This window comes from Streptomyces sp. JLYT201 (assembly GCF_059448825.1).
In genome coordinates, this window is sequence record NZ_CM182551.1 from 8,148,269 (window position 1) to 8,159,604 (window position 11,336).

The 11,336-nt window shown below is 71.8% G+C and carries 12 protein-coding genes; 9 read left to right on the forward strand and 3 right to left on the reverse strand.

The genetic code is table 11. From position 1 onward, the window contains the following. The first annotated feature begins 167 nt into the window (after positions 1-167). From AC5WAM_RS34720 to AC5WAM_RS34740, 5 genes are all read left to right on the forward strand, one after another. Entirely contained in the window at positions 168-920 is a 753-nt protein-coding gene (locus tag AC5WAM_RS34720) for a TnsA-like heteromeric transposase endonuclease subunit (RefSeq protein ID WP_495519919.1), read from the forward strand. Then, on the forward strand, positions 917-2,971 hold the full coding sequence (locus AC5WAM_RS34725; RefSeq protein WP_495519920.1) for a transposase: 2,055 nt from the start codon (positions 917-919) through the stop codon (positions 2,969-2,971). The genes AC5WAM_RS34720 and AC5WAM_RS34725 overlap by 4 nt, the downstream gene beginning before the upstream one ends. Then, positions 2,968-3,987, forward strand: a complete 1,020-nt coding sequence (locus AC5WAM_RS34730; RefSeq protein ID WP_495519921.1) for an AAA family ATPase — start codon at positions 2,968-2,970, stop codon at positions 3,985-3,987. The genes AC5WAM_RS34725 and AC5WAM_RS34730 overlap by 4 nt, the downstream gene beginning before the upstream one ends. Next, positions 3,984-4,820 carry a TniQ family protein gene (locus tag AC5WAM_RS34735; protein ID WP_495519922.1) on the forward strand — a complete coding sequence of 279 codons (837 nt, stop codon included), beginning with the start codon at positions 3,984-3,986 and terminating at the stop codon, positions 4,818-4,820. Before AC5WAM_RS34730 ends, AC5WAM_RS34735 begins: the two co-directional genes overlap by 4 nt. Before the next feature lie 193 nt (positions 4,821-5,013). After that, on the forward strand, positions 5,014-5,658 hold the full coding sequence (locus AC5WAM_RS34740) for a PadR family transcriptional regulator (protein WP_366796196.1): 645 nt from the start codon (positions 5,014-5,016) through the stop codon (positions 5,656-5,658). Between the two features lie 158 nt (positions 5,659-5,816). Here AC5WAM_RS34740 and AC5WAM_RS34745 read toward each other — a convergent pair whose 3' ends face one another. Next, the gene (locus AC5WAM_RS34745; protein ID WP_366796193.1) at positions 5,817-6,245 is read right to left on the reverse strand and encodes a type II toxin-antitoxin system Rv0910 family toxin; all 429 of its coding nucleotides are present in this window, start codon (positions 6,243-6,245) and stop codon (positions 5,817-5,819) included. Positions 6,246-6,403: 158 nt separating this feature from the next. Between AC5WAM_RS34745 and AC5WAM_RS34750 the strand changes: the two genes are divergently transcribed. Continuing rightward, entirely contained in the window at positions 6,404-7,195 is a 792-nt protein-coding gene (locus AC5WAM_RS34750; protein ID WP_495519923.1) for a putative protein N(5)-glutamine methyltransferase, read from the forward strand. A 59-nt stretch (positions 7,196-7,254) separates the two neighbouring features. Here the strand turns inward: AC5WAM_RS34750 and AC5WAM_RS34755 are convergent, their stop codons facing one another. Continuing rightward, positions 7,255-7,443 carry a hypothetical protein gene (locus AC5WAM_RS34755; RefSeq protein WP_366796191.1) on the reverse strand — a complete coding sequence of 63 codons (189 nt, stop codon included), beginning with the start codon at positions 7,441-7,443 and terminating at the stop codon, positions 7,255-7,257. Between the two features lie 198 nt (positions 7,444-7,641). Between AC5WAM_RS34755 and AC5WAM_RS34760 the strand changes: the two genes are divergently transcribed. From AC5WAM_RS34760 to AC5WAM_RS34770, 3 genes are all read left to right on the forward strand, one after another. After that, positions 7,642-8,184, forward strand: coding sequence for a peptidase (locus AC5WAM_RS34760; RefSeq protein ID WP_495519924.1), 543 nt, complete (start codon positions 7,642-7,644; stop codon positions 8,182-8,184). 108 nt (positions 8,185-8,292) lie between these two features. After that, positions 8,293-9,309 (forward strand): EamA family transporter, encoded by a 1,017-nt coding sequence (locus AC5WAM_RS34765; RefSeq protein WP_366796189.1) that lies wholly within the window; start codon positions 8,293-8,295, stop codon positions 9,307-9,309. 276 nt (positions 9,310-9,585) lie between these two features. Beyond that, entirely contained in the window at positions 9,586-10,575 is a 990-nt protein-coding gene (locus tag AC5WAM_RS34770; protein ID WP_495523708.1) for a DMT family transporter, read from the forward strand. Positions 10,576-10,620: 45 nt separating this feature from the next. Here the strand turns inward: AC5WAM_RS34770 and AC5WAM_RS34775 are convergent, their stop codons facing one another. After that, positions 10,621-11,325 carry a pyridoxamine 5'-phosphate oxidase family protein gene (locus tag AC5WAM_RS34775; protein ID WP_495519925.1) on the reverse strand — a complete coding sequence of 235 codons (705 nt, stop codon included), beginning with the start codon at positions 11,323-11,325 and terminating at the stop codon, positions 10,621-10,623. Positions 11,326-11,336 lie beyond the last annotated feature (11 nt).

Genomic DNA, 11,336 nt, shown 5'->3' on the forward strand with positions numbered 1-11,336 from the left:
CAATCCGCTGAAACTGGCTCTCCTTGGTGGTGCGGGGTGGGTTTTTGGTCATGGGTGCGGGCCGGTTCGGCGGGTGACTCGTCTCAGTGAACTTTGACCGTTCTCACTGAAGTTTGACCGGTATCTGCTTTACGTTCGCGGCTGGCGGAGGCTGCGAGGGGGCGGCGGTGGGGACAGCTGTACGGGCGTTCGGCGACGAGGCGCTTTCGGCGTTTGAGCTGGAGTTTTCCCATCCTGAAGGCAGGCGTCGGCTGCCGCTGGGGATGGCCTGGAGTGTCCCGTTCGAGGTGGCCGATCCGGTACGCGAATTCCGTTGGGCGAAGGGAGGTAGGAGCTTCCCTGGCTGGTACTACGCGGTAACGACGGCCGGTCACGTGGGCTACGAATCGTGGCTGGAGCGAGACCGTCTGATCTTGATGGACCGGGATCGGGAGGTCGTCGGGATCGCTGCTCAGCCCTTCTGGCTGCGCTGGGACGACGGGCACAAAGGGCGTCGTCACGCCCCGGACTACTTCGTACGCCTTGTCGACGGTCGGGCTCGGGTGGTCGACGTCCGGTCTGCGGACCGTATGGACGAACGGACCGAGGAGTCGTTCGAGGCGACCCGGCGGGCCTGCGAGGCGGTGGGCTGGCAGTTCGAGTGGGTGGGTACGCCGGATCCGGTGTTCATGGCGAACGTCCGCTGGTTGGCCCGCTACCGCAGGGCCCGTTCGGGACGCCCGGCATCGGTCGCGTCTGCACTGATCGACGTCTTCAACGAGCCGATGGGCATGTGGGCCGGGGCCGAACTCGTGGGCGACCGGCTGCAGGTGCTTCCGGTGCTGTTCCACCTGTTGTGGTCGGGCCGGCTCGATGCTGACCTCGAATCCGAACTGCTGGACTCGGAAAGCCCGGTCTGGGCCGCAGGTCGGTCGGTATGAGCCGGCTGAAGCGGCCGGGAAGGCTGACGGTCGGAGACCGGGTCCGGTTCGCCGGGCAACTGCGGGCGGTGCTGGCCGTCTCGGCTCTGACCGCGACGCTGAGCGATGACGAACAGCCTCATCTGGTCGTGTCGTTGCTCGAGTTGTTCGAGGCCGACGACTTCGAGGTCGTGGACACTCCGGCTCGGATGCCGCTGCCGGCCGCGTCGCTGCTGGAGGCCTTTCCCGAAGACGTAGTCGAGCGGGCTCTGTGGTGGGAGGGGCACATCCTGGAGGTGCTGCACGGCCTGCCACCTGGGGCCGATTCCGGCACGCTGCCGCGAGACGAGTACAGCCCGGATCGCTCCCTGACCGCACGCCAGCGGGCCAAAGCCGCCGAACTGGCAGCCGCCGGGCACAAGGTGACCGCCAGCACGGTCGCCCACCGGCGTCGCCGCTACCAGCAACTCGGGGTGATCGGCTTGGCCGACCACCGGCCCGTCCGCAGGACTCCTCGGTTCGGCGAGGTCGATGAAGCGGTGGTCGACGCGGTGCGGCAGGCGATCGACGAAGGGGTCAATGGGTCCACCCGCACCGGTTCATACATTTTGTGGAGGGCCGAAGAGATCCTCAAAGAGGACGCCGAGGGACGGGAGGTGAAGCTCCCTTCCCGCGCCACGCTCTATCGGCTGCTGACGAAGCTGACCGCGGGCACACACGCCCTTGGATCGGCGGAAACCCGCAGGTCCAAGGCCAACGGGGCCACGACACCGCACGGGCAGCTTCACGTCTTCGCGCCGGGCGAGGTCATGCAGATCGACTCCACCCCGCTGGACGTGCTGGTCCTGCTCGACAACGGGGTCACCGGCAAGGTCGAACTCACCGCCATGATCGACGTCGCGACCAGGACTCTGACGGCGGCGGTGTTGCGGCCGACGACGAAGTCGGTGGACGCCAGCGTGCTGCTGGCCCGCAGCGTCACACCTGAGCCGATGCGGCCGGGCTGGACAGATGCGTTGAAGATGTCCCGTTCGGTGCTGCCGCACCGTCGGCTTCTGGCCCTCGACGAGCGTCTGGCCCATGCCGCGGCCCGGCCGGTGATCGTCCCGGAGGTGATCGTCTGCGACCACGGAAGCGTGTTCATCTCGCGGAACTTCCGCTCGTCCTGCCGCTTCCTGGAGATCGACTTCCAGCCGACGCACAAGGGTTCGGGGTTCGAGAAGGGCCACATCGAGAAGATGCTGGGGTCGGTGGCCACGCTGTTCGCTCAGTTCCTGCCCGGCTACACCGGACGCAACAGCGACCGCCGCGGCCGTCACCTGGAACGTGAACGGCTCTGGTCTCTGTTGGAGTTGCAGGAACTCCTGGACGAATGGATCGTCGCGAAGTGGCAGAACCGTCCGCACGACGGACTGCGCGACCCCTCCCACCCGGGCCGGCTGTTCACACCGAACGAGAAGTACGCCACCTTGGTCGAGGCCTGCGGCTACGTCCCGGTCGCGCTGAGCGGCGACGACTATGTCGAACTCCTGCCCGCGGAATGGCGGGTGGTCAACGAATACGGCATCCGGATCAAGAACCGCACCTACGACAGCCCCGAGCTCGGACGCATGCGCCGCCAGGACTCCGGGATCGTGGCCAAACGCGGCCTCTGGGAGGTCCACCACGACCCCTACGACGTGTCCCGGATCTGGGTACGTGACCACCGCGGTGACAACTCATGGGTCCAGGCCACCTGGAAACACCTCGACCGCGTCCCGGTCCCCTTCGGAGACCTGGCCTGGGACCACGTCAGCGGCAAACTTCCTTGCGCCACCGAGACGGAGATCGCTGACGCGGTCGCCGCCTTGCTCACCCGGGCCCATGCCGGTCCCGAGGCCAAGCAGGGTTCCAAGCCCGGCAAGCGCGATCGGCGGGTGGTCGCCCGCACGAAAGCCGCAGGTCCCCTCACCCCGGCATCCGTTCCCGGCACTCAGGCGGAACCCGAGGAGGAAGAGAGCGAGGACTCGCTGGCCGAGGTGATCCCGCTCGGACTGTTCGACCCGCTGGAAGACCCCTGGAAGCGCTCATGACAGCCTCGTCCGCGCTGCCCCAGGACTCCCAGCGGCACCTGACCACGATCGACGGCTGGCGCCGCTTCGTCGACGGGCCGCCGGGGCCACCGCCCCCGCTCGACGACGCTCAGTACGACGCGCTCGGCGAGGCGGGCCAGGCCGCCTTCGACGAAGCCCGCCTCGACCATCACGGCCGTCTGCTGGTGGTCGCGACCTCCGTCGTCCGGCACACCGTCGCCAGCGGCCGCCGCCTCGTCGTGCTGAACCGCCACGCGATCAGCGCCCGTCGGGGCCTGATCGTCTCCGGCCCCGCCGGCACCGGGAAGACCATCGCGATCACCCAGCTCGGTCTGTCCCACGAGCTGCTGGACCGGGCCCGTCACCCCTCCGCCACCGACCGCAAGCCGGTCATCTACATCACCGTCCCGCCCGCCGCGACACCCCGCATGATCGCGGCCGAGTTCGCCCGGTTCCTCGGACTGCCGGTGATGGCCCGCATGAACATCACCGACCTCATCGAGTCCGTCGTCGGTGTCTGCACCGACGCCCGCACCGGCATGATCCTGGTCGACGAGCTCCACAACATCTCGCTCACCACCCAGCACGGCGCCGAAGTCGCTGACACCCTCAAGTACTTCTCCGAGCGGATCCCTGCCACGTTCATCTACGCCGGCATCGACATCGAGCACGGCAGCCTGCTGACGGGCACCCGCGGAGCCCAGATCGCCGGCCGATTCACTCTGATCCCCACCCAGCCCTTCCCCTACAACAGTGAGTGGCGGGGCCTGGTCGCGACCATGGAGAAGACCCTCGCCCTGCGGCGCCACGAGCCCGGCACCCTGGCAAAACTCGACCGCTACCTGCACGACCGCACCGGCGGCATGATCGGCGCCCTCTCCCATCAGATCCGCGGAGCCGCGATCGACGCGATCTTCAACGGCACCGAGAAGATCACCAAAGCCGGGCTGAAGGCCGTCTCCCTGGACGTCGCCGCCGAATCGGCTCAGCTCCGCAGGTCCGGGAACTCCCGATGACCCAGGAGAACATCCGCGTCCTGCCCTTCCAGGTCCGTCCCCAGGCTGGCGAAGGCATCCGGTCCTTCATCGTCCGCCTGGCCCACGCCAACCATCTCCCGCCCAGCTACCTACGGACCTACCTCTGCGAACCGCCCGAACACCTCGGCCTTCCCAGCTGGACTCGGCTGGCCGCCGCGACCGGCCGCGACCCCGAAACCCTCCTCGCCACCCTGGAAACGAGACGCTGCCTGGAGTGCGAGGCGGAGATGCCGCCCTCGGACGTCTTCGGACGGCGGGCCTTGCGCTGTTCCCAGGCATGCCGCGAAAAGGCATACCGGAAACGGCACCCTCGCGCTGCCCCGCTGAAAGCCCCCTGCCGAGAGTGCGGCAAGAGCATGAAGATCCAGCCCGGACAGCGCTACCGCCTGTGTTCCTCCGCCTGCCGATGCGCCAACTACCTGAAACACCAGCAGAAATGGACAGGCGAAGCAGGCTCGGAAGATCCATCTGACCCACTCCGCTGCCCCGTCTGCGGCGACCAGATGTCGACACCCCGCCGGACATGCTCGGACCGATGCCGCCAACGAGCACACCGCCAGCAACTCCGGCAACGTCCCCCGGCCCCTCCTGCCGCCGCCCCTCCTCCACCACCGAGGCCCACACCACCGAAACCTCCGGCACTGACACCCGCACCGGCATCAGGACTCTGCGCAGCCTGCGACGGGCCGCTGCCACCAGGGCCTGGCCAGAAACAACGCCGGACGTGCTCACAGCGCTGCAGGCAGAAGGCCTATCGCCAGCGCCGGTCAAACTCCGATGAGACGGAACGGCCGGTGGTCAAGGTTCAGTGAGACCGGTCGAACTTCCCTGAGACAGGTCAGCGGGTGCGTGACGGCATGGGGTTGTCAGTCGAACAGTTCCGATATATCGTTGAGGCATCGCGACTGATCAACGATGTCACTGATGGGTGGCGTCACTGATCGGCGAGGTCGCTGATCAGCGGATGAGCGGCGAAGTGAAGGAGCGACGAAAGGAATGATCGACATGCGTTCCCACGGTTTTGAACACGAGCACCAGCGCGGTCGCGGACGCGGCCCCTTCGGCCCCGGCCCCGAGGGGCGCGGCGGCTTCGGCGGCGGTTTCGGCGGCGGCCATGAAGGGCGGCGCGGAGCGTTCGGCCCCTTCGGGCCCGGCTTCGGGGGCCCCGGTCCCTGGGGCGGACGCGGCGGGCGGGGCGGTCCCCGCGGCCGCGCCCGGCGCGGCGACGTACGCGCTTCCATCCTGGCCCTCCTGAAGGACCGGCCGATGCACGGCTACGAGATGATCCAGGAGATCGCCGAGCGCAGCGGCGGGGCGTGGAAGCCCAGCCCCGGCTCCGTCTACCCGACCCTCCAGCTCCTGGAGGACGAGGGCCTGATCGTCAGTGAGAGCGAGGGCGGCAAGAAGCTCTTCTCGCTCACCGAGTCCGGCCGCGCCGCGGCCGACGAGGGTGCGGACGCGCCCTGGGAAGAGGCCGGGCGCGGGGTCGACTGGGAGGCCCTGACCGAGATCCGGCAGGCCGGAGTCGGCCTGATGGAGGCCTTCGGCCAGGTCTGGAAGACCGGGTCCAAGGAGCAGCGCGAGAAGGCCCTGACCGTCATCAACGACGCGCGTAAGAAGCTGTACCTGATCCTCGCCGATGAGGACTGAGGCGGCGGGACCGTGCCCTGCGCGCGGCCGTCGAGGCGCCCCGCACGATCCGTGCGGGGCGCCTTCCTCGTGCCACCCTCCTCGTTCGCGCCGCTTCACGCGCCCGGGTGCCGCGGGCCCGCCCACCGGTGGCGTCGTGAGCGGTGCGGGCCGCGCGCTCACGTCACCAGGTCGCCCAGCTTCCGCAGCGACTCGTTGAGCGCCGACGTCACCGAGTCCCTGAGCTTGCCCGCCATCATCGAGACCGCTGCGCCGCTGAACTCGCCGTTGGCGCGCACCGTCGTCGCCTGGCCGTCCGGCTCCACCGTGTAGCGGGTGCCGACCGTCACGCCCATGGGGCCCTTGCCCTTGATCGCGAACGTACGGCCGGACTCCAGGTCCACGACCGTCCACGCGACCTCGGCGGGGAAGCCCATCAGCTTCATGTTCTCCGTGAACGTTCCGCCCACTTCCAGCGAGGCGGGCGGGCCCTGGGGAAAGCCGGTGTGCGTCGCGTTCCACTTCCCGTACTGGGACAGGTCGGTGAGCTGTGCCCAGACCTTCTCCGCTGGTGCCTCGATCCGTGCCTCCGCGCTGACTTCGGGCACTGCGACCACCCCTTTCGTCGGGCGCTGCGGCGGGCGCAGCGACGGTGTCGCGGAAAGTAGCTCCCGGGTCCACAACATTCAAGACGGCCGAACCGGCCGCCCGTGGCGGGCGGATAGGCTGGCCGCCCCACCTCCCCGTCCTGCCGGAAGGCCCCCGCATGCCGATGCCCACCCGTCCCGCGGCTTCCGCCGCCGTCGTGGCGCGGCTGCGCGCGGCGGGCTGCGTGTTCGCCGAGGAGGAGGCGGAGCTGCTCGCGGCCGCCGCGGCGAGCCCCGAGGAACTCGACGCCATGGTGGCGCGGCGGGCGAGCGGCCTGCCGCTGGAACACGTCGTGGGCTGGGCCGAGTTCGCGGGCCTGCGCATCGCCGTCGACGCCGGGGTCTTCGTGCCGCGCCGACGCACCGAGGCCCTCGTCCGCGAGGCGGCCGCGCTCGCCGCGCCCGGTGTCGTCGTCGTCGACCTGTGCTGCGGGTCCGGCGCCCTGGGGGCCGCGGTCGCGGCCGCGCTGGGCCGGGCCGAACTGCACGCCGCCGACATCGACCCGGCGGCCGTGGCCTGCGCGCGCCGCAACGTGAGCGGTGCCGGGGGCCGGGTGTACGCGGGCGATCTGTACGAGGCGCTGCCCGCCCGGCTTCGCGGCCGGACCGACGTCCTGCTGGCCAACGTGCCGTACGTGCCGTCCGACGAGGTCGCGCTGCTGCCCGTCGAGGCCCGCGAGCACGAGGCGCGCGTCGCGCTCGACGGCGGCGCCGACGGGCTGGACGTGCTGCGGCGGGTGACGGCGGACGCGGCGCGCTGGCTGGCGCCGGGCGGATCCCTGCTGTTCGAGACGAGCGAGCGGCAGGTGGCCTCGGCGGTCGAGGCCGTCTCGGACGCGGGCCTCGTACCGCGCGTCGTCACGGACGAGGAGCTGTACGCCACGGTGGTGACCGGCAGGCGCCCCGGGTAGGGGACCCGTGCCCGGTCGCCCCGGTGCGGCCGAAGGCACCGGCCGTCCCTCGGCCCCGGTCAGCCGAAGCGCTGTATCTCGGCCGCGTCGAAGAGGTCGGAGGCCCGGGGGAAGGGGCTTTCGTCGTGGCAGTGCCAGGCGTCCCAGAACAGATCGGCGGGCAGGGCGTCCTCCGGCGCGTACACGCGGTACACGTACAGTCGGCCGTCGACCGCCGGCAGGGTGACCAGCCAGCACCTGCTCTCCATGCCACAGACAGACGAGCGCCGGAGCGAACTGGTTGCGCACCCGGCGCGAATCACAGCAGCGTGCGCCCCACCAGCAGAAACAGCGGAAAGTCATCCGTAAGGAGGACAACCCGCCCGGCAGTGCCCAACTTGTGCGGGACGCGGAAATGCTTCCCGCCGCCGATGCCGGGAGCGCCGGGGGCTGATGGGGTGGGAGGTGTGCAAAGCCGTACCTCCCAGGGCGCCGAACCCGGCCCGACCCGAACCGACGTCGATCCCCGTCTGAGCGCGGCGCTGGCCTCGGTGGTGTCCGGCGCGCGCAGGCGGGCCGTCCGGGACGGGGACCGGCAGGTCGACACGGCCCATCTGCTGCACTCCCTCCTCGAATGCGAGCCCCAGGTGCGGGCGGTCTTCGACGGCGGGCCGCAGATCGCGCGGCTGCTCGGCTATCTCGTCCAGCGCAGCATCGGCTACGGCCTCCAGTGGCAGGGCACCGTCGAGGACTCCGGGGCCGTGCCGGTCGTGCCGTCCGCGAAAGAAACGGTTCTCTCGCCCGCCGCCGCCGGTGCCATGGAGGCGGCGCACGAGCGTGCCGTGCTGCGCGGGGAGCGGCAGGCCCGGGGTGTCGACGTGCTCGCCGCCCTCGCCGCCGACCGCGAGTGCCGGGCCGTCGAGGTGCTGCGGCGCGCGGGTGTCGACGCCGACGCGCTGCTCGCCCGGCTGGAGAGCGACGGCGAGGCGGAGCGCGAGCCCGCCTTGTGACGGCCCGCGCGCCGACCGCGACCGGCGCGCGCCGCGGAGGGGCGTCCGCCGATTGAGACAGTGGTCATCAGGCGTGACGGTCATGACCCCGGCTGTCATCATGTGCCGGTGCGTGGGACTCAGGAGAAGCGCCGGGGCGCGGCGGCGGACGGCGGCAGAGGGCTCGGCCTCGGCCTCGCCCTGGTGTCGGCGGTCGCCTTCGGCGGCTCGGGAGTAGCGGCGAAACCGCTCATCGAGGCGGGGCTCGACCCGTTGCACGTGGTGTGGCTGCGGGTCGCGGGCGCCGCGCTCGTGATGCTGCCCGTGGCCTGGCGGCACCGGGCGCTCGTGCGCCGCAGGCCCGCGCTGCTCGCCGGGTTCGGGCTGCTCGCCGTCGCCGGTGTGCAGGCCTGCTACTTCGCCTCGATCTCGCGCATCCCGGTCGGTGTGGCCCTGCTCGTGGAGTACCTCGCGCCCGCGCTCGTCCTCGGCTGGGTGCGGTTCGTGCAGCGCAGGCCCGTGACGCGGGCGGCGGCGCTCGGCGTGGTGCTCGCCGTCGGCGGGCTCGCCTGTGTCGTCGAGATCTGGGCGGGGCTGAGTTTCGACGCGCTCGGGCTGCTGCTCGCGCTCGCCGCCGCCTGCTGCCAGGTCGGCTACTTCGTCCTCTCCGACCAGGGTGGTGACGCGGGCGACGACGCCCCGGACCCGCTCGGCGTCATCGCGTACGGCCTGCTCGTCGGCGCGGCCGTGCTCACGGTGGTCGCGCGCCCCTGGGGCATGGACTGGGGGGTGCTCGCCCGCGCCGCCGACATGGACGGCTCGCGCGTGCCCGCCTGGGTGCTCATCGGCTGGATCGTGCTGCTCGCCACGGTCGTCGCGTACGTCACCGGAGTCCTTTCGGTGCGCCGCCTCTCGCCGCCGGTCGCGGGGGTCGTGGCCTGTCTCGAAGCGGTCGTCGCCACCGTGCTCGCCTGGGTCCTGCTGGGGGAGCGGCTCTCGGCGCCGCAGCTCGCCGGGGGCGCCCTCGTCCTGGTGGGCGCGTTCATCGCCCAGTCGTCGGCTCCGCGGAAGCCGTCGACCGGCGCGGCCGCGGGCGCCGTCCCGCGATCCGAACAGCAGTTGTCCCCGAACGGGACCGGCGCATAGGGTGCCGATCATGCACGCACGAGCACTCGTTCTTCCGCCTCCGGCCGCCTGAGCGCGGGCCCTTCACGGATCACGCCCGGCCGTCGGCCGGGCCGAACGGTGCTGCCCGCAGACGACAGTCCCAGACCTGCGTCCTCGCGGCCCGTGCGGGATGCCGCCCCGTCTGTCTTCCGGGCGGCCCCTGGTGAGCCGGTGCCCACGGGCACCTCTTCTCGCCACGCCCGGCCGTGACGCGGTCTCCTTCCCGAACCGCTGCGGAGATTCCACGTGTCGAGCGTGTCCCCCGCGTCCACGGACGCGACCCCCGTCGCCCCCGCCGCCCTGCCCCGGCTTTCCGTGGGACGCGGCCTCGTCTATCTGAGCATCGCCGGAGCCGCCTGGGGCACCGCCGGTGCCGCCGCCTCGCTGGTCTTCTCGGCCGGTGACATGGGGCCCGTCACCCTGTCCTTCTGGCGCTGCGCCGGAGGGTTCCTGCTGCTGCTCGCCGCGCGCCTGGTGCGGCCGCGCGGCGGCGCGCGCGAGGGCGCGCGTCTGCCACTGCGCCGCAGGGCCCTGCGCGTCACCGCGATCGGCCTGGCCCTGACCGTGTTCCAGACCGCGTACTTCGCCGCCGTGGAGGCCACCGGGCTCGCGGTCGGCACGGTCGTCACGCTCGGGGCCGGGCCCGTGCTCATCGCGCTCGGCGCCCGCCTGGCCATGGGGGAGCGCCTCGGCGTCGGCGGGCTGTGCGCGGTGGGCGGAGCGCTCGCCGGGCTCGGCGTCCTGTTCGTGGGCGGCGGCGAGTCGGCCGTGCGCCCCTGGGGCGTCGTCTTCGCCCTGGCGTCCGCCGCCGGGTACGCCGTCATGACGCTCCTGACCCGGTGGTGGGGGCGGACCGGCGAGGGCGACGCGTCCAGCACCACGGTGTGGTCGTTCGCGGTGGTGTCGCTGACCCTGCTGCCGTTCGCCGTGGCCGAGGGGCTGTGGCCGCACGCCGCCGACGCCACCCGCGTGCTCGGCTGTCTGCTGTACATCGCCGCCGTGCCGACGGCCCTCGCCTACGCGCTGTACTTCGCCGGGGCGGCCGTCGTCCGTTCCGCCACCGTCTCCGTGATCATGCTCCTGGAACCGGTGAGCGCGGCGGTCATCGCCGTCGCGCTGCTCGGCGAGGAGCTGAACGCCGCCACCGTCGCGGGCACCCTCCTGATGCTCGCGGCCGTCACGGGCCTCGCCGCGGCGGAGGCGCGCGCCGCGGCCCGCGCGCGCCGTGCGGGGGCGACGGCCTAGGGTCCGTCCGGCGGGCGGGGCGCACCGTCCCGCCCGCCGCGCGGGTCAGGGCTCGATCAGATAGTCCGGGACCTCGATGCCGGGCTTCAGGTCGGCGGACGCGACGACCGGGTCGTAGCCCTTGCGCAGTGGCACGACGCCCGCCCAGTACGGCAGGTCCATGTCCTCGGGGTCGTCGCTCGGATCGCCGGTGCGCACCTTCGCGGACACCTCGTCGAGGTCGAGGCGGAGCACGGCGGTCGCGGCCAGCTCCTTGGCGTTGGCGGGCCGCGAGTCGGCGGCGCGCCCCGGCACCACGTGGTCGACGAGCGCGTCGAGCGCGGTCCGCTTCTCCTCCGGGTCCGTGACCTGGCGCGCGATGCCGTGCACCACCACGGAGCGGTAGTTGATCGAGTGGTGGAAGGCCGAGCGGGCCAGCACGAGTCCGTCCACGTGCGTCACCGTCAGACACACCGCGAGGCCCGGGTCCGGCTGCTCGTCCGGCTGTGCCGCACCGGCCATCCGCAGCGGGCGCGACCCCGTCGAACCGTGCACGTAGAGCCGCTCGCCGACCCGTCCGTACAGCGTCGGCAGGACGACCGGGGCGCCGTCGCGGACGAAGCCGAGGTGGCACACGTACGACTCGTCGAGTATCGCGTGCACCGACGCGCGGTCGTACGCCGCGCGCTCGCGGGCCCGGGTGGGCACGGTGCGGTCGGTCGCCGCATAGGGGGTGCTGTCCGGTGCGGCCGGGTGCGTCGTCGTCTCCATGGCTTCTCCCT